This window comes from Streptomyces sp. ALB3 (assembly GCF_044385685.1).
Taxonomy (GTDB): Bacteria; Actinomycetota; Actinomycetes; order Streptomycetales; family Streptomycetaceae; genus Streptomyces.
In genome coordinates this window covers 123,152-140,872 of the sequence record NZ_JBISCE010000034.1, presented here as the reverse complement: position 1 = coordinate 140,872, position 17,721 = coordinate 123,152, and the positions used below count along the sequence as shown (strand labels likewise).

Sequence of the window (17,721 nt, the reverse complement as noted above, 5' to 3'; positions counted from 1 at the left end):
CCCGGCCCCACCCCCGATCGGCCCGCGGCCGCCGTTTCTTCTTTATAGTCATGGTGACCATAAAAGAAGGAGTGCGGCGTGACGCTCGCGGACATACTCGATCCCCTGCAGCAGCCCCTGGTGACGGTCCTCGACACCCCGGTCAGCTGGACCGAGGTGCTGGGCTTCGGCAGCGGTGCGCTGTGCGTCTGGCTCGTGGCCCGCCAGCACCTCGCCAACTGGCCGATCGGCATCGCCAACAACCTGTTCTTCGTCCTGCTGTTCGCCCAGTCCGGTCTGTACGCCGACGCCGGCCTGCAGATCGTCTTCATCTCCCTCGCCGCGTACGGCTGGTGGACCTGGACCCACGGGGGTGGACCGGGTACTTCCGTCCTGCCGGTGCGGAGCACCACCCGCACCGAATGGACCTGGCTGCTCGCGGCGGGGGCGGCGGGAACCCTCGGCCTCACCCTGCTGCTCTCCCGGGCCACGGATTCGACCGTGCCGTTCTGGGACGCCCTGACCACCTCGCTTTCGCTGATGGCCACGTACGGGCAGTGCCGCAAGCGCGTCGAGTCCTGGTGGCTGTGGATCGCCGCCGACGTCGTCTACATCCCGCTGTACGCCTACAAGGAGCTCTACCTGACCTCGCTGCTGTACGCGGGGTTCCTCGCGCTCTGCGTCGCCGGGCTCCGCAACTGGAAGCGCGACCTCGTCCCGGCGCGGCGCCAGGACGTGGTGGTACCGGCATGAAGCGCCACGGGCACGGTCTGGTCCTCGGCAAGTTCTATCCGCCGCACGCCGGCCACCACCACCTCGTCCGCACCGCGCGGGACCGCTGCGAACGGCTCACCGTCCTGGTCTGCGCCGCGTCCGTCGAATCGGTGCCGCTCGCCGACCGGGTCGCCTGGATGCGGGAGGCCCATCCCGACGTCCGGGTGGTGGGAACCGTCGACGACATCCCCATGGACGTCACCGACGCGGCCGTCTGGGACGCCCACATGGAGGTGTTCACCACGGCGGTGCCCGAACAGGTCGACGCCGTCTTCACCTCGGAGGAGTACGGCGAGGAACTGGCCCGCCGCTTCGGCGCGGAATCCGTCCTCGTCGACCCGGGGCGCAGCCTCTTCCCCGTGTCGGGCACCGCGGTCCGCGCCGACCCCGTCCGCTGCTGGGACTACCTGGAGCCGCCCGTCCGCGCCGCGCTCGCCCGCCGGGTCGTCGTCCTGGGCGCCGAATCCACCGGCACCACGACCCTGGCCCGCGCCCTGGCCGACCACTACCGCGGGCGCGGAGGCGTATGGGCGCGGACACGGTACGTCGCCGAGTACGGCCGGGAGTTCAGCGAGGCCAAACTCGCCGCCCTGCGCGACCGGTGGCCGGGCGCCCAGTGGGAGGACGTCACCTTCACGACCGACGACTTCCCCCACATCGCGGAGACCCAGAACGCCAGGGAGGAGGCCGCCGCCCGGGTGGGAGCCCCGGTCCTCTTCTGCGACACCGACTCGTTCGCCACCACCGTCTGGCACGAGCGCTACGTCGGCGGACGCAACCCGCTCGTCGAGAAGACCGCCGACCGGGCCGTCCACCACCTGTGGCTGCTCACGGACCACGAAGGTGTCGCCTTCGAGGACGACGGGCTGCGCGACGGCGAGGAGCTGCGGCCCTGGATGACGGACCGCTTCCGCGCCGAACTCACCCGCACCGGGCGGCCGTTCATCGAAGTCACCGGCACTCGCGCCGAGCGGCTGCGCACCGCGGTCGCCGCCGTGGACGAGCTGCTCGCCGCAGGCTGGAACTTCACCGCGCCCCTCCCGGAGCGCCGATGAGCAGCGCCCCCGACGGGTACGACCCCCACGCCTTCTTCCCGTTCGCCGTCACCGTCGATCTCGCCGTCTTCACGGTCCGCGAGGCACGGCTCCACGTGCTGCTCGTGGAACGCGGCCAGGAACCCTTCAAAGGCCGGTGGGCCCTGCCCGGCGGCTTCGTCCTGCCCCGCGAATCCGCCGAGACGGCGGCCCGCCGTGAGCTCGCCGAGGAGACCGGCCTCACCCAGAAGTCCGTGTGCGCCTTCCACCTCGAACAGCTGCGGACCTACAGCGATCCGGACCGCGATCCCAGGATGCGGGTCGTCTCCGTCGCCTACGCGGCTCTCGTGCCCGACCTCCCCGAACCACGGGGCGGCGGGGACGCGGCTCACGCCCGCTGGTGGGACACGGGCGCCACCGGGCCGCTCGCCTTCGACCACGACCGCATCCTGGCCGACGCGCACGACCGGATCGGCGCGAGGCTCGAGTACTCCTGCCTGGCCACCGCGTTCTGCCCCGCCGAGTTCACCCTCGGCGAGCTCCAGCAGGTCTACGAGACCGTCTGGGGCGTCGAGCTGGACCGGCCCAACTTCCGGCGCAAGGTCCTCACCACGCCCGGCTTCGTCCAGGCCGTGGACGGACCGCCGCGCCGCACCGGCGGACGGGGAAAACCGGCCGCCCTCTACCGCGCGGGTGCCGCCACCGCTCTGCACCCTCCACTGCTGCGCCCGGAAGGACGCCCCGAAGGACGGACATCATGATCCCCACAAGGATTCTCACCAAGCAGGCGGCCACGGGCACGCTGACCGGGCTCGCCCTCGGTGACGCGCTGGGCTACCCCACCGAGTTCGACGACGTCCCCTCGATCCTCGCCACGTGCGGGCCCTGGCGCCGGATGCGACTGCCGAAGCCCGCGTTCGTGACCGACGACACCCAGATGACGATCGCGCTCGGGCGCGGCGTCCGCACCGCCATGGACCAGGGACTGCTCACCCCGGAACGGATGGTGGCCCGGTCCGGGAGGAGTTCGTCCGGTGGAACCGCTCGCCCGACAACAACCGCGCCCCGGGCCGCACCTGTCTGGAGGCGTGTGAGCTGCTGGAGGGCGACCGCCTCTGGCAGGAGGCCAGCCGGACCGGCTCCAAGGGCTGCGGTGCCAACATGCGCGTCGCCCCCATCGGCCTCGTGCCGGGGCTCAGTGACGAACAGCGTGCCGGGGCCGCCCAGCTCCAGGCCGCACTCACCCACGGCCACCCCACCGCCCTCGCCGCCTCCGACCTGACGGCCCGTGCGGTGTTCCTCCTCGCCCAGGGGGCCGAACCGCTCGGCCTGGTCGGCCAGTTGCGCTCGTACGCCTACGAGAACCGCGGCCGCTACCTCACCCGGTGGCTCGGAGACCTGTGGCGGTACACCCACGACGCCTCACCCGAGGCGTTCATCAACCGGGGCTGGGACGAGTGCCTGACCGCGCTGGGCAACGTCCAGGACGCCCTGCGCGCCCCGTCGCCGGAGACCGACCCCTGCGAACGGACCGGCGACGGCTGGGTGGCGGAGGAGGCCCTCGCGACGGCGCTGCACTGCTTCCTGCTGTTCCCCGACGAACCCGTCACCGCCCTGCGCCGGGCCGCCTGCACACGCGGCGACTCCGACTCCCTGGGATGCCTCACGGGCGCGTTCGCGGGGGCGCACCTGGGGGCGGAGGCCTGGCCGAAGGAGTGGTCGGAACGCATCGAGTACCGCAGCGACCTGCTGTCGCTGGCCGCGCTCTGGGACGCGTGATCCATCTGCGTCGAGGGGGTGCGACGCCCGCCCGGTCCCGTCGTCCGCGCGGCCGGGGCGGACCGTCCGGCCCCTGAGAGCGCTCAGCCGCCCGCCGACGCCCGCCGGGTCCGCACCAGGAACGCCTCCACGCGCTCCCGGTCGGGCTCCGGCGGCAGCGGGGACCGGGAAAGGGCCTCGTCGTTCTCCTCGGCCAGGCGCGTGATCCGGCGTTCCACCTCGATCCACGGGACCTCGCCCCGCTTCACCGCGAGCAGGTCCTCGCGGGCGTCCCCCACATCGACCCGCAGCTCACCCGTCCTCAGCAGGTCCCGGCAGGACGCCAGCAGCCGCAGCAGGTGCATGGCGTGCTTCCAGCGCGGAGCGCCGTGCACGCGGACATCGGCCTCCAGCTTCCGCCGCTGGCTCAGCGCATAGCGTACGAACGTCCCGTGGGCCTGCCGGGACAGGAAGGCCCCGCGCAGGGCGAGAAGCTCCCGGCCCGTGGCGTCGATCCGCTCCACGAGGGGGGAGTGCAGGCACTCCAGCACATTGGGGTTCGCCCGCAGTGCCAGCTCGCAGAAGCGCTCCAGCTCCCAGGAGAACTGCTCGTCGGCCGGACCCTCGACATGGGTCGGCGGTTTCGTGAAGCCCCAGAACAGGGGAGTGGGCGCCAGGAACACCCCGCGCCGGTCCGTGTCGCTGCCGGCGGTGGCCAGCCCGAAGGCGCGGGAGCCCGTCACACAGGAGTAGACGGTGTGCTCCCGCACGAGCCGCGTGCCTTCAGGGGTGATCATGCGCGCGAGGGTACGCGCTCTACGCGAGCCGGATGCTCTCGCCTTCGACAGTGATCCGCTCGGCGGGCAGCGGGCGCGTCGCGGGACCCCGCTCGACCGCCCCGTCCTCGATGCTGAAACGGCTGCCGTGACACGCGCAGTCGATGGTGCCGTCGGCGACCGCGGAGACGACGCAGCCCGCGTGGGTGCACACCGCGGAAAAGGCCCTGAACTCGCCGGCGGCGGGCTGGGTCACCACGATCCTCCGGTCCTTGAAGATCGTTCCGCCGCCTTCCGGGATGTCCGGGGTCCTGGTCAGCTCCGTGTTCCCGGAGGCCGGCGGGGAGCTCTCTCCGCCCCCGCCCCCCTCGGAGGAGCCACAGCCGGCCGCGAGTGCCGCGGCCCCCGCCGTCAGGACCGTCCTTCGCCGTACGTTCATGGCTCTCCTCGCAGGGTGACCGGTACACGGGCCGATGACAGGCATCGTGACCCCGCCGGCCTCCCGCGCCGCGCAACCCGGCGGTGCGTGCGCCCGGCCGGGTGCCCCGGGAGGCCGGACGGCGCGCGCCGCCGCGTCTCACGGACAGAGCACCGTGACCGGTGCCCGCGCCGCACCTCTAGGCTGAAAGGGCACACAGCACGAGGCGAGGGGTACGACGTGGCGGTACGAGCAGTCCGGGGAGCCGTCCAGCTGGAGCGGGACGAGGCCGGTCACATGGACGAGCGGGTGAGCGAACTCCTCACCGCGGTCCTCGAGCGCAACCAGCTCGTCGCCGACGACCTGATCAGCGTCTGGTTCACCGCGACCCCCGACCTGCACAGCGACTTCCCCGCAGCCGCCGCCCGCGGTCTCGGCATCGTCGACGTACCGCTGATCTGCGCCCAGGAGCTCGACGTCGAGGGGGCCATGCCCCGGGTGGTCCGCATCCTCGCGCACGTGGAGTCCTACCTCTCCAAGTCCGAGATCAGTCACGTCTACCTCGGCGCCACCGGCGCCCTCCGCAAGGACATCGCCCAGTGAGAACAGCCCTCGTCATCGGAACCGGCCTGGTCGGCACCTCCGCCGCCCTCGCCCTCGCGGGGCGCGGCGTCCAGGTGCACCTCGTCGACCGGGACCCGGCCTCCGCGCAGACCGCGGCCGCCCTGGGCGCCGGTACGGACGAGCCGCCCGGCGGACCCGTCGACCTGGCCGTCATCGCCGTACCGCCCGCTCACACGGCGTCCGTGCTCGCCACGGCCATGCGTGACGGCGTCGCCCGCGCCTACCTCGACGTCGCCAGCGTCAAGGGCGGCCCGCGCCGCGAGCTGGAGGCGCTCGGCGTCGACCTCACCCCGTACATCGGCACGCACCCCATGGCCGGCAAGGAACGCTCGGGGCCGCTCGCGGCCACCGCCGACCTCTTCGAGGGCCGTCCCTGGGTCCTCACCCCGACCCGGGAGACCGACACCGAGGTCCTGAACCTCGCCCTGGAACTGGTGGCGCTCTGCCGCGCCGTCCCCGTCGTCATGGACGCCGACGCACATGACCGTGCCGTCGCCCTGGTCTCCCACACCCCGCAGCTGATCTCCTCGATGGTCGCGGCCCGCCTGGAGCAGGCCGACGAGACCGCCGTGCGTCTGTGCGGACAGGGGATCAGGGACGTCACCCGCATCGCGGCCTCCGACCCCCGGATGTGGGTCGAGATCCTCTCCGCCAACCCCGGCCCCGTGGCCGACGTGCTGGCGGGCGTCGCCGCCGACCTGGACGAGACGGTCCGGGCGCTGCGGGGCCTGCAGTCCGCCGACGAGGACAAGCGCCGCACGGGCACCGAGGGCATCGAGGACGTCCTTCGCCGCGGCAACGCGGGCCGGGTGAGGGTCCCCGGCAAGCACGGGGCCGCCCCGGCCTCGTACGAGGTCGTCGCCGTGCTCATCAGCGACCGGCCCGGTGAGCTGGCGGCGATCTTCGCCGACGCGGGGCGGGCCGGCGTCAACATCGAGGACGTCCGGATCGAGCACGCCACCGGCCAGCAGGCCGGACTGGTCCAGCTGATGGTCGAGCCGAGCGCCGCGGCCGCGCTGAGCGCCGCTCTCGGCGAACGCGGCTGGTCGATCCGGCCGTAGCGGGCCCGGCCGGGCCCGGAGGCAGGGGTGCGAAGCCGCTTCGCGCACTCGGTAACCTTGGGGGAGGCCGTCCCGTGGCCACGCTCCGCCCACCCCGCGTACCAGGAAGGTGTCCACCACCGTGGAAACCGTAAGCGCCGCCGCCCGGACCGCCCCGGCCGCAGTGATCGTCGCCATCGACGGCCCCTCCGGCACGGGCAAGTCGAGCGCCTCCAAGGCGGTCGCCGCCCAGCTCGGCCTCAGCTACCTGGACACCGGCGCCCAGTACCGGGCGATCACGTGGTGGATGCTCAACAACGGCATCGACGTGCAGAACCCCGCCGAGATCGCCACGGCAGCCGCCAAGCCGGTCATCGTCTCCGGCACGGACCCGTCCGCCCCGACGATCACCGTCGACGGCGAGGACGCGTCCGGCCCGATCCGCACCCAGGAGGTCACCTCCGCGGTCAGCGCGGTCAGCGCCGTCCCCGAGGTCCGCTCCCTCATCACCGAGCTGCAGCGCTCGATCGCCGAGGAGGCGGAGCGGGGGATCGTCGTCGAGGGCCGTGACATCGGCACGACCGTGCTGCCCGACGCCGACATCAAGATCTTCCTGACCGCCTCCCCGGAGGCGCGTGCCGCCCGCCGCAGCGGTGAGCTCAAGGGCTCCGACCTCGCCGCCACCAAGGAGGCGCTGATCAAGCGGGACGCCGCCGACTCCGGCCGCAGGACCTCGCCGCTGGCCAAGGCCGCCGACGCCGTCGAGGTGGACACCACCGACCTGACCCTCACACAGGTCATCGAGTGCGTCGTCACCCTCGTCGGGGAGAAGCAGGCCGCGAAGTGACCGAAGCCACCGCCGCGCCGGCACCGCGCGGAGCGGCCGTGGGGCGCGGCATCGGCATCGGGCTCATGTACGGCCTGTTCAGGCCCCGCGTGCTCGGCGCGTGGCGCGTTCCCACCAAGGGACCCGTCATACTCGCGGTGAACCACGCGCACAATCTCGACGGACCGATGCTGATGGGCACCGCGCCCCGGCCCGTCCACTTCCTGATCAAGAAAGAGGCGTTCGTCGGCCCCCTCGACCCGTTCCTGCGTGGGATCGGGCAGCTGAAGGTGGACCGTACGACCGTCGACCGCAACGCCATCACGCAGGCACTCGGCGTGCTGGACGACGGCGGGGTACTCGGGATCTTCCCCGAGGGCACCAGGGGCGAAGGCGATTTCGCCTCCCTGCGTGCCGGGCTCGCGTACTTCGCGGTGCGCGGCGGGGCGCCGATCGTCCCCGTCGCGGTCCTGGGAAGCACCGAGCGCCGCGGACGGCTGATATCGGCGCTGCCTCCACTGCGCAGCCGGGTCGACGTCGTCTTCGGGGAGGCCTTCCAGGCCGGTGACGGCAGCGGGCGGCGGACCAGGAAGGCGCTGGACGAGGCGACGCTGCGGATCCAGGGCAAGCTGACCGCGCACCTGGAGAACGCCAGGCGTCTCACCGGACGCCTGTGACACTTGAGTAGTGGGCCGCGCGACTCGTGGCCCATCGATGATGATGCAAAGAGGAACGGACTTCATGAACGACCAGATTCACTCCGGCGGCTCGGACCACGAGCACGGAGCACTTGGCGATGCCGAGTACGCGGAGTTCATGGAGCTCGCCGCGCAGGAGGGGTTCGACCCCGAGGACGTCGAGGGCGCGATCGGTGAGGCCGGTCACGGACCGCTTCCCGTGCTCGCCGTCGTCGGCCGCCCGAACGTCGGCAAGTCGACCCTGGTGAACCGGATCATCGGCCGCCGTGAGGCCGTCGTCCAGGACAAGCCCGGTGTCACCCGCGACCGCGTCAGCTACGAGGCCGAGTGGGCCGGACGCCGTTTCAAGGTCGTCGACACCGGAGGCTGGGAGCAGGACGTGCTGGGCCTCGACGCGTCCGTCGCCGCCCAGGCCGAATACGCCATCGAGACGGCCGACGCGGTCGTCTTCGTGGTCGACGCCACCGTCGGCGCCACCGACACCGACGAGGCAGTCGTCAAGCTGCTGCGCCGGGCCGGCAAGCCCGTGGTCCTCTGCGCCAACAAGGTCGACGGACAGAGCGGCGAGGCCGACGCCACCGCGCTGTGGTCACTCGGACTCGGCGAGCCCCACCCGGTCTCCTCCCTGCACGGCCGTGGCACCGGTGACATGCTGGACGCCGTCCTGGAGGCCCTGCCCGAGGCCCCGGCCCAGACCTTCGGCACCACGCTCGGCGGCCCCCGCCGCATCGCGCTCATCGGCCGCCCCAACGTCGGCAAGTCCTCCCTCCTGAACAAGGTCGCCGGTGAGGACCGCGTCGTCGTCAACGCCCTGGCGGGCACCACCCGCGACCCGGTCGACGAGCTGATCCAGCTCGGCGGCACCACCTGGAAGTTCATCGACACGGCGGGCATCAGGCGCAAGGTCCACCTTCAGGAAGGCGCCGACTACTACGCGTCGCTGCGTACGGCCGCCGCCGTCGAGAAGGCCGAGGTCGCCGTCATCCTGATCGACGCCAGCGAGTCGATCAGCGTGCAGGACCAGCGCATCGTCACCATGGCCGTGGAAGCGGGCCGTGCCATCGTGGTGGCCTTCAACAAGTGGGACACGCTCGACGAGGAGCGCCGCTACTACCTCGAGCGCGAGATCGAGACGGAGCTCGCCCAGGTGGCGTGGGCTCCGCGCGTCAACGTCTCGGCCGTCACCGGCCGCCACATGGAGAAGCTGGTCCCGGCGATCGAGACAGCGATCGAGGGCTGGGAGACCCGCGTCCCCACCGGCAGGCTGAACGCCTTCCTCGGTGAGATCGTCGCCTCCCACCCGCACCCGGTGCGCGGCGGCAAGCAGCCCCGCATCCTCTTCGGCACCCAGGCGGGCATCAAGCCGCCGCGGTTCGTGCTCTTCGCCTCCGGCTTCCTGGAGCACGGCTACCGCCGCTTCGTCGAGCGCCGCCTGCGCGAGGAGTTCGGCTTCGAGGGCACGCCGCTGCACATCTCGGTGCGCGTGCGCGAGAAGCGCGGACGCAAGAAGTGAGCTAGCGACACGGCGAAGCCCCGGACCACCCGCACGGAGCGGGGGGCCCGGGGCTCCGTCGTGTCCCTCAGGCGTCCGTGGACCCGGGCGGCAGCGCCGCGGGCCGCGCGCGCCCGGCGTGCCGTCCCACCCGCTGCCAGGAACCGGGATTGCCACCGGCCGCGCTGTGGCTGCCCTGGGCGTTCGCCGCAGGACGGCCGCCCAGCGGTGCACGGCTGCCGAACATCCCGATCCCGAACGTCTTGAAGCCGAGGTTCTCCTCACCGGTGCGGTCCCCGGGAAGTGCCCTGAACGACCGCCTGTACTCGGAATACAGCGCGTCGTAGATGGGGGTGGGGGACGTGCCGCCCGGGGGGTCCTGCGACGGGCGCATGGCCGGGATGGGGGTCTGCTGCTGGCGAGGAGGGTCGTATGAGTGCACGTAGGTGCCAACGACCTCACCGCCCGTCGGATGCGGGCCGGACGGAGGAAACGCTGTCCGACGGGCAGGGGAGGGCGGTACGGACATGCTCAGGTCCCGGCGAGCGGCATCGTCGCGGCGACCAGGAGGCCGTTGACGGCGGCCTTGTCCAGCGCGTCCCGGAGCAGGTCCTCACGCGGCTGCTGGCCGATGGAACCGGCGGGCGCCGCGAAGACCAGCACGCTCTGCGACTTGTTGGCGGCCGTGCGCCAGCCCTCGGTGACCTGGAGCGGCTGATGGGCCTGCCACCACGCCACCGGGTTGCCGCCGCCCGCTCCCGGCTGCAGGACCGCGTGGAGCTGGCCCATGGCGAGGAGCACCGACCAGCCGGGGAGGACACCGGGCAGCCGGCTCAGGTGGGGCGTGGGCATGAAGCCCTGTTCGAGCAGGAGCTGGAGGAACTGGTCACCGCCGCTGCCGTCCGTGCCGGGCCGGGCGATCGGCCCGGTCGGTTCGACGACCAGGGCCGGGCGGAGGTCGTCCTCGATCAGGACGAGACCGCTGGTGATGCCGAGGACGGCCTGTTCGGGCATGAGGCCCTCCGGGTTCTGTGGCTCGCTGCCGGTGATGGACCGCACGGCGCCCTGGAGCTGGTCCTCCGCGACCTGGACGACCTGCGAGGGGATGCAGGTCGCGTGGGCGAAGGCGAGCACGGCGGTCTCCTCGCCCACGAACAGCACCGTGCTGGTGCGTTCCTGGTCGGAGTCGCCGGGGGTGCGGCACGAGGTGCAGTCGTAACTGCCTGGTGCACTGTCGCCGATGAGCAGCCGGTCGGCTTCGGCATCGCCGATCTCGGCGCGTACGTCCTCGCTGACGTCGAGCATGCGCGGCACGGGTGGCTCCTCGAACTCGGTGCGTGGGCCGGGCGGTTCCCGGCTCATGAAGAGACAACGGAAGACCCGGGGCCGGGGTCACGCGTGAATACGCAGATTCGGACCGGCCTGCGTCCTGGGGACGGCCGGTCTTCAGTGCCGGGGCCCACCGGCCGATGAGGAACGAGAGCGCACGGAAGATCCGGAGCTGAATGTTCCGCGTATTTCCCTACGCCGCGCGGGTGTCCGTTCGAAACGTCACGGCTGTGTGCGACTCCTGTGCGAATGCTGTGCCCGTACCTGACGCCACGTAAGGTCCGTTGCAGACCAGTCGAACAGGGGAAACGACTACGTAATGCACATTTCATTTCTGCTTCACAACGCGTACGGCATCGGGGGAACGATCCGTACCACCTTCACCCTCGCCAGGACCCTGGCGGAGCAGCACGACGTCGAGATCGTCTCCGTCTTCCGGCACCGCGACGACCCGAAGCTCGGCGCGCCGGCCGGGGTCCGGATGAGCCACCTCGTGGACCTGCGCAAGTCGGGCCCCGGGTACGAGGGGGAGGACGCCGACCACGCCCGTCCCGCGTCCGTGTTCCCGCGGGGCGACACCCGGCACGGGCAGTACAGCAGGCTCACCGACAGCCGTATCGCCTCCCACCTGGGCGCGCTGGAGGCCGATGTCGTCGTCGGTACCCGCCCCGGCCTCAACGTGCACATCAGCAGGCAGGCGCGGCGCGGCCCCGTGCGGGTCGGCCAGGAGCACCTCACCCTGGAGAGCCACGGCTACCGGCTCCGCCGGGAGATAAGCCACCGGTACGGGCTGCTCGACGCCGTCACGACCGTCACCGAGGCCGACGCCCGGGACTACCGGACCAGGCTGCGGCTGCCCGGTGTGCGGATCGAGGCCATCCCGAACAGCGTGCCCGAGCCCGCCGGGCCGCCCGCGGACTGCGACGCCAAGTGGATCGTGGCGGCAGGGCGGCTGCACCGGGTCAAGCGCTACGACGTACTGATCCGGGCCTTCGCCGAGATCGCGGCGGTACGCCCGGAGTGGCGGCTGCGGATCTACGGGGCCGGTGACGCCTCGGGCAACGAGCAGCGGCCGCTCCGGGCGCTGGTCGACGAGCTCGGACTGCGAGAGCGGGTCCTCCTCATGGGCTCGGTCGACCCGATGGAGGCGGAGTGGCCGAAGAGCTCCATCGCCGCCGTCACCTCCGAGCGGGAGTCGTTCGGCATGACCATCGTGGAGGCGATGCGCTGCGGAGTGCCGGTCGTGGCGACCGACTGCCCGCACGGCCCCGCCGAGATCATCGACGACGGGACGGACGGGCGGCTGGTGCCGCTCGGCGACACCGGCGCGTTCGCCAAGGCCCTGCTCGGCCTGATCGACGACGACGGGCTGCGGCACCGTATGGGCCGTGCGGCGCGGGCCTCGGCCGCGCGGTTCGATCCGGCACCGATCGCGGAGCGGCACGAGAAGCTGTTCACCGAACTCGCGGCGCGGGGTGGAGGGCTGAGGTCGCAGGGCGCGCTGCGCGACGCGGTCCAGCGTTCCAGGGGCGGTGTGCTGGACGGAGCGTACGCGCTGCGCTACAAGGCCGCGGAGGTGATCCGCAGGGGGCGGAGCTGAGACGGGGCGCCCGGACCGCGTCGTCACGGGCCCCTATCCCGGACCGTTGCATTCCGGATGGAGTGGCGGTCCGGGACTCTTCGGCCACGCCCCGGAGGCGGCGGGCCGTGGGAAAGTAAGGCCGGCGTAAGGGCGGGTGAATTGCAGGTGGCGTGCTCGTGCATTCCCCTTTCCGGGACCGGCGGAAAAGAGGCCCGCCCGCTTCCCCGGCCCTTCCGAATTCACCCCTGCAGTACCTGGAAGGGGCTTTGCGCGGGCGGCGTCCAATTCCGTCCCCACGCACTCCGGCTGCCCGTTCGGGTGAAGTGGCCCGGAGTGCACGCCTGTGGGGATCCTGTGACACAAGCGTGACCGCCGGGGTACACGGGGACGCGTCGGCGCCCGCGCCCGCCACGGCTTCCGCCACGGCGCGGGGAGGCCTACGGTGAGGGGTATGGCACCTGTACCCACCCCTCCCGCCCAGCCGGACGACACCCCCGACTCCTACGTGGGCCTCGACGCCGAGGCCGCCGAACGGCGGGCCAGAGAGCGGGGCTGGAGCACGGTCCGGGCCCTCCCGCCGGGCACCGTCATCACCATGGAGTTCCGTGGCGGGCGGATCAACTTCGAGGTGGACGCCTCGACGGTGACCCGCTGCTGGGTCGGCTGAACCCGCCCGGCCGGCGGACGTGCGGACGCCCCGACGTGCGAAGGCCCCGACCGGAATCGGTCGGGGCCTTCGCACGTCACGCCACAGCGGGGATGCGTACCGTCCCCGCGGGTCAGGGGAGGGCGGGCTCAGGGAGCGACCGGACCGCCCGTCACCGGGCGGGACGGGCCCGCGCTGCTCCGCGGCGAGCGGTCGGGATGAGACGGGCGGCGTGCACCGGCCGGGGTCAGCGGCGTCCGCTCCGCACGCACGGGATGCGCCCGTGCCCTGGCCGTCGCGCCCGGATGACCTGCGGTTCCCGCCGTCCCGGGTACGGAGCTCCTGCTCGCGGCCTCCTGCGCGCCGTCGGCCGCCGCCCCGCCGCCGAGTGTCTGCGGCAGCAGGACCGGCTCGGGCGCCATGGGAACGGCGGGAACGGGCTCCCGGCGCCTGCGGCGTTCCCGCCACTGCTCACGCACCGAGAGGATCCAGACCTCGGTCCGCGTGACCAGGGGCTCGAACCAGGGCAGTGCGAGCAGGATCAGCAGGCCGGCCGCCCAGCCCAGCAGGACGTCGCTGAGCCAGTGCGTGCCGATGTAGACGGTGGTGAGCCCCACGCCCAGGGAGACGAACGCCGACAGGGCCGACAGGTAGCGCCTGGCGCGGGGCGTGGTAGCCAGGTAGGCGAGGATTCCCCAGGTCACGACGGCGTTGGCGGTGTGTCCTGAAGGAAATATATCGCCGCCGGCGTAGAGCTCGGCCGAGCCGATCTGGGTGGCGTAGTGCGGGCCGAGCCGCCCCAGGCCGAGCTTGACCGCGCCCACCGACAGGTTGAGGAGCAGCAGCGAGGCACCCAGGGTGAGCAGCGGACGCAGCGTGTGCTGGCGCCAGGAGCGCCAGCCCAGCCAGGAGGCGACCATCACGGCCGTGGGGCCACGCTGGCCGAGCACGACGTAGTAGTCGAGGAAGGCGTGGAGTTCCGGCCACTGCTGATACGGCCGGAACAGCATGACCTTCCAGTCGAGAGCCACCAGCCAGGACGAGACGAGCACGGCAACGACGATGGCGAGATAGAACGCCAAAGTCCCGCCGAAGAGAGCGATGCGGTGACGGCTCATCCGCGGGGTCTCTATCTTCGGCGGTTCCGGCTCCCGGTCCAGGCGGGCGAAGATGTCGGTACGCACGCAATGGACGTTACAGCGAGTGAGTGTGTGATCCGGCCGATCCCGCGTCTTTGTGATGACGATGTGATGTGGACTTTGTCTCAGTCCGGTATCCATTACCGACACCGCGGGGAATCGCTTCCGCCGGGACCGCTATTCGTTCCGTGCGTTATTCGCGGAAATGTTTGAGTGTCGATCGAATGGGCGCGACTCGATCCCGGGGTGCGCGCGCGGAGCCATTCGGAGCAGCCGCCCGGGCGTCGCCCGAAGGCGTCCCGGCGCGCCGTGGCCGTCGCGTTGCGGCAGCCGGAGCGGTGTCCGGCACGTCCGATGTCATGTGGTGTACGCCACACTCGGTGGCCGACGAACGTATGAGCTGCACCACGCGTGACCACGCGGAACTCGCGTACGCTGACGGCTCACTCGCCCGTCGATGCCGGGCCCGGGGGCTTCCGTGAGCCGGATCCCCAGCAGGTCTGCCGAGCGCGAGGGACTCATTGTGGGAGGTACTGCATGACTGGGACGTCCACGACCGTGAGCAGACTGCGCGCTGCGGCCGGCGATGCCGACCGCTGGGTCGTCCTGGTCGTCCTCTGCCTCAGTCTGCTGGTGGTCGCTCTCGACGCCACCGTGCTGCACGTCGCCGTTCCCGCCGTCACCGAGGACCTGCGTCCCAGTGCCGTCGGTCTGCTGTGGATCGTGGACTCCTACCCGCTGGTCTGCGCCTCGCTGCTGATCCTCTTCGGCACGCTCGGTGACCGGATCGGCAGACGGCGCGTCCTCCTCTTCGGTTACGCGCTCTTCGGGATCGCCTCGGCGCTCGCGGCGACGGCCGACTCGGCAGGCATGCTGATCGCGGCGCGCGCGCTGCTCGGTGTGGGCGGCGCGATGATCATGCCCGCGACGCTCTCGATACTCCGGCAGGTCTTTCCCGACCGCCGTGAGCGCGCGCTGGCCATCGGCGTGTGGACGGCCGTCGCCGCGGTGGGTGCCGCGACGGGACCGGTCATCGGCGGCTTCCTCGTCGAGCACTACTGGTGGGGCTCCGTCTTCCTGATCAACATCCCGCTCATGGCACTGATCCTCCCCGCCGGGCGGTGGCTGCTGCCCGAGTCCCGTGGCGGGGACGACGGCCCCTGGGACGTGCTCGGTGCCCTGACGGCCGCCGCCGGGGTGCTCGGCGTCGTGCTGGGGATCAAGCGGATCGGGGGCGGCGAGGGGCTGCTGGACCCCGCGACCCTCGTCCCGCTGCTCGCCGGTGCCGGGCTGCTCGTCCTCTTCGTGCGCAGGCAGAAACGGCGTACGCATCCGCTGATCGACATCGCGATGTTCTCCCGGCCCGCCTTCACCACCGCGGTCGGCTGCATCGTGCTCGCCATGCTGGCTCTCGTCGGCCTCGAACTGATCGCGGTCCAGTACCTCCAGCTGGTCCTGGACCTGAGCCCGCTGGAGACCGGCCTCCGGCTGCTTCCGCTGACCTTCGCGGCGATGGCGGCCGGTGCCACGGGATCCTGGACCCTGAGCCGTCTCGGCCCCCGCCGGATGGTCGGCTGGGGCTTCGTGCTCACGGCCGCCGCGGTGCTCCTGCTGACCCTGATGGGCCAGCACGACCGGCCCGTGCTGCTCACCGCCGGCTTCGTGCTGCTGGGCTTCGGGCTGCAGTCCACGCTGTTCGGGGCCTACGAGTCGATGCTGAGCGAGGTGCCCGCCGAGCGCGCCGGCGGCGCGGCCGCGATCGGTGAGACCTCGTACCAGCTGGGCGCGGGCATGGGAATCGCCCTGCTCGGCAGCGTCATGAACGCGGCCTACGCGCCCGGGCTGTCCCGGCTGCACGAGGAGGGCGTGCCCGCCGCCGCCGGATCGGCGGCGTCGCATTCGCTGGGCGAGGCCTACCAGGTGGCCGGCCGGCTGGGCGGCCCCCTGGGCGACCTGCTGCGGGACACGGCCCGGCGGGCCTTCGTCGACGGTCTTCACGTCACGCTCCTGGTGAGTGCGGGCCTGCTGCTGCTCGGGGCGCTGGCGGCGCTGCGGCTGCCGCGCGCCATGGACTGTCCTGCGGTCGAGGCCGCCTGCCGGGAGGCGGTGGCCACCGTGCCGGAGCAGGTGGCAGGGTGGGAGTCGTCCGGTTCCGCCGCCCGTCGTGCCCCCCGTGAGCTCCCGCCGCCGGGCGGTCAGGGGCGCCCGGTTCCCCGCCCCGCCCGGCGGCAACCCGCCGAGGCCACGGGCTCTGGACGGGCGGCGCGCTGAGCCGTAACGTCGGCACGGCGTCCTGACTACCACTGCTAGTTTCAGTACCGTGGCGCGTTTCTGTACGTGCGAGCCGCCGGAGGCACCGATGTCCACCACCGAGTCCGCGAAGCCGTCGGGGCCGTCGAAGGGGCAGCGGTTCGATCCGGGTGACCCCCTGGGCATCGACGACCTCCTCGGTCCGGAGGACCTCGCGATCCGCGACACGGTACGGACCTGGGCCGCCGACCGGGTCCTCCCGTACATCGCCGAGTGGTACGAGAAGGGAGAGCTCCCGGGAATCCGGGAGCTGGCCCGCGAGCTGGGCTCGCTCGGCGCCCTGGGCATGTCCCTGAACGGGTACGGCTGCGCCGGGGCGAGCGCCGTCCAGTACGGCCTGGCCTGCCTGGAGCTGGAGGCCGCCGACTCCGGCATCCGCTCCCTGGTCTCCGTCCAGGGTTCCCTCGCCATGTACGCCATCCACCGCTTCGGCTCCGAGGAGCAGAAGCAGCGGTGGCTGCCCGGCATGGCGGCCGGCGAGACCATCGGCTGTTTCGGCCTCACCGAACCGGACCACGGATCGGATCCCGCCGGTATGCGGACGTACGCCGGGCGTGACGGTTCCGACTGGGTCCTCACCGGCCGCAAGATGTGGATCACCAACGGATCGGTGGCCGGGGTCGCCGTCGTATGGGCGCAGACCGACGAGGCGGGCGGTGGCCAGGGGATCCGCGGCTTCGTCGTCCCGACGGACACCCCCGGCTTCTCGGCGCCCGAGATCACGCACAAGTGGTCCCTGCGCGCCTCGGTCACCAGCGAGCTCGTCCTGGACGGTGTGCGGCTGCCCGCCGACGCCGTCCTGCCCGGGGCGACCGGGCTGCGCGGCCCGCTCAGCTGCCTCAGCCATGCCCGCTACGGGATCGTCTGGGGAGCTATGGGCGCCGCGCGGGCGTGCTTCGAGGCGGCTCTGGACTACGCGAAGTCCCGCGAGCAGTTCGGCAGGCCCATCGGCGGGTTCCAGCTCACCCAGGCCAAGCTCGCGGACATGGCGCTGGAGCTCCACAAGGGCATCCTGCTCGCCCACCACCTGGGCCGCCGTATGGACGCGGGCAGGATCCGTCCGGAGCAGATCAGCTTCGGGAAGCTCAACAACGTGCGGGAGGCGATCGAGATCTGCCGCACCTCGCGCACCGTCCTCGGGGCCAACGGGATCTCGCTGGAGTACCCGGTGATGCGGCACGCGACGAACCTGGAATCGGTGCTCACCTACGAGGGCACCGTGGAGATGCACCAGTTGGTGCTGGGCAAGGCGCTCACCGGCCTGGACGCTTTCCGGTAGGACCCTCCGGCGAGCGC

Annotated in this window: 17 protein-coding genes and 1 pseudogene; 13 read left to right on the top strand and 5 right to left on the bottom strand. The window is 72.1% G+C overall.

Annotated features, from left to right (window positions below; all coding sequences use genetic code 11):
- Positions 1-78 precede the first annotated feature (78 nt).
- From pnuC to ACHFIV_RS21575, 4 genes and pseudogenes are all read left to right on the top strand, one after another.
- Entirely contained in the window at positions 79-732 is a 654-nt protein-coding gene (pnuC, locus tag ACHFIV_RS21590; protein ID WP_398971465.1) for a nicotinamide riboside transporter PnuC, read from the top strand.
- The gene (locus ACHFIV_RS21585; protein WP_398971463.1) at positions 729-1,808 is read left to right on the top strand and encodes an AAA family ATPase; all 1,080 of its coding nucleotides are present in this window, start codon (positions 729-731) and stop codon (positions 1,806-1,808) included. Before pnuC ends, ACHFIV_RS21585 begins: the two co-directional genes overlap by 4 nt.
- On the top strand, positions 1,805-2,548 hold the full coding sequence (locus tag ACHFIV_RS21580) for an NUDIX hydrolase (protein ID WP_398971460.1): 744 nt from the start codon (positions 1,805-1,807) through the stop codon (positions 2,546-2,548). The genes ACHFIV_RS21585 and ACHFIV_RS21580 overlap by 4 nt, the downstream gene beginning before the upstream one ends.
- Positions 2,545-3,443, top strand: a pseudogene (locus ACHFIV_RS21575) (ADP-ribosylglycohydrolase family protein); the annotation flags it as partial. The gene ACHFIV_RS21580 and the pseudogene ACHFIV_RS21575, both read left to right, overlap by 4 nt.
- A gap of 206 nt (positions 3,444-3,649) precedes the next feature.
- Here ACHFIV_RS21575 and ACHFIV_RS21570 read toward each other — a convergent pair.
- Both ACHFIV_RS21570 and ACHFIV_RS21565 read right to left on the bottom strand, forming a co-directional pair.
- The gene (locus tag ACHFIV_RS21570) at positions 3,650-4,342 is read right to left on the bottom strand and encodes a nucleotidyltransferase domain-containing protein (RefSeq protein WP_398971457.1); all 693 of its coding nucleotides are present in this window, start codon (positions 4,340-4,342) and stop codon (positions 3,650-3,652) included.
- A 19-nt stretch (positions 4,343-4,361) separates the two neighbouring features.
- On the bottom strand, positions 4,362-4,760 hold the full coding sequence (locus tag ACHFIV_RS21565) for a Rieske (2Fe-2S) protein (protein WP_398971454.1): 399 nt from the start codon (positions 4,758-4,760) through the stop codon (positions 4,362-4,364).
- A 219-nt stretch (positions 4,761-4,979) separates the two neighbouring features.
- On the opposite strand from ACHFIV_RS21565, the gene aroH reads away from it, so the two are divergent.
- The 5 genes from aroH (at position 4,980) to der (ending at position 9,440) form a co-directional block, all read left to right on the top strand.
- A complete protein-coding gene (gene aroH / locus ACHFIV_RS21560; RefSeq protein ID WP_398971452.1) occupies positions 4,980-5,342 on the top strand; it encodes a chorismate mutase in 363 nt (120 codons plus the stop codon).
- A complete protein-coding gene (locus ACHFIV_RS21555; RefSeq protein ID WP_398971449.1) occupies positions 5,339-6,424 on the top strand; it encodes a prephenate dehydrogenase in 1,086 nt (361 codons plus the stop codon). Before aroH ends, ACHFIV_RS21555 begins: the two co-directional genes overlap by 4 nt.
- Positions 6,425-6,533: 109 nt before the next feature.
- Positions 6,534-7,250, top strand: coding sequence for a (d)CMP kinase (gene cmk, locus ACHFIV_RS21550; protein WP_398971446.1), 717 nt, complete (start codon positions 6,534-6,536; stop codon positions 7,248-7,250).
- The gene (locus tag ACHFIV_RS21545) at positions 7,247-7,906 is read left to right on the top strand and encodes a lysophospholipid acyltransferase family protein (protein WP_398971443.1); all 660 of its coding nucleotides are present in this window, start codon (positions 7,247-7,249) and stop codon (positions 7,904-7,906) included. Before cmk ends, ACHFIV_RS21545 begins: the two co-directional genes overlap by 4 nt.
- 64 nt (positions 7,907-7,970) lie before the next feature.
- Positions 7,971-9,440, top strand: coding sequence for a ribosome biogenesis GTPase Der (gene der / locus ACHFIV_RS21540; protein ID WP_398971441.1), 1,470 nt, complete (start codon positions 7,971-7,973; stop codon positions 9,438-9,440).
- 67 nt (positions 9,441-9,507) lie between these two features.
- Here der and ACHFIV_RS21535 read toward each other — a convergent pair whose 3' ends face one another.
- Positions 9,508-9,813, bottom strand: a complete 306-nt coding sequence (locus ACHFIV_RS21535) for a hypothetical protein (protein ID WP_398971439.1) — start codon at positions 9,811-9,813, stop codon at positions 9,508-9,510.
- A gap of 137 nt (positions 9,814-9,950) precedes the next feature.
- The gene (locus tag ACHFIV_RS21530) at positions 9,951-10,733 is read right to left on the bottom strand and encodes a hypothetical protein (protein WP_398971437.1); all 783 of its coding nucleotides are present in this window, start codon (positions 10,731-10,733) and stop codon (positions 9,951-9,953) included.
- Between the two features lie 334 nt (positions 10,734-11,067).
- Here ACHFIV_RS21530 and ACHFIV_RS21525 point away from each other — a divergent pair, with 334 nt between their 5' ends.
- Positions 11,068-12,348, top strand: a complete 1,281-nt coding sequence (locus ACHFIV_RS21525) for a glycosyltransferase family 4 protein (protein ID WP_398971435.1) — start codon at positions 11,068-11,070, stop codon at positions 12,346-12,348.
- A gap of 433 nt (positions 12,349-12,781) precedes the next feature.
- A complete protein-coding gene (locus tag ACHFIV_RS21520) occupies positions 12,782-12,997 on the top strand; it encodes an I78 family peptidase inhibitor (RefSeq protein WP_398971433.1) in 216 nt (71 codons plus the stop codon).
- Between the two features lie 128 nt (positions 12,998-13,125).
- Here the strand turns inward: ACHFIV_RS21520 and ACHFIV_RS21515 are convergent, their stop codons facing one another.
- A complete protein-coding gene (locus ACHFIV_RS21515) occupies positions 13,126-14,160 on the bottom strand; it encodes a phosphatase PAP2 family protein (RefSeq protein ID WP_398971430.1) in 1,035 nt (344 codons plus the stop codon).
- A gap of 492 nt (positions 14,161-14,652) precedes the next feature.
- Here ACHFIV_RS21515 and ACHFIV_RS21510 point away from each other — a divergent pair, with 492 nt between their 5' ends.
- Both ACHFIV_RS21510 and ACHFIV_RS21505 read left to right on the top strand, forming a co-directional pair.
- Positions 14,653-16,386 (top strand): MFS transporter, encoded by a 1,734-nt coding sequence (locus tag ACHFIV_RS21510; RefSeq protein WP_398971427.1) that lies wholly within the window; start codon positions 14,653-14,655, stop codon positions 16,384-16,386.
- An 88-nt stretch (positions 16,387-16,474) separates the two neighbouring features.
- Entirely contained in the window at positions 16,475-17,704 is a 1,230-nt protein-coding gene (locus ACHFIV_RS21505; RefSeq protein ID WP_398971424.1) for an acyl-CoA dehydrogenase family protein, read from the top strand.
- Positions 17,705-17,721 lie beyond the last annotated feature (17 nt).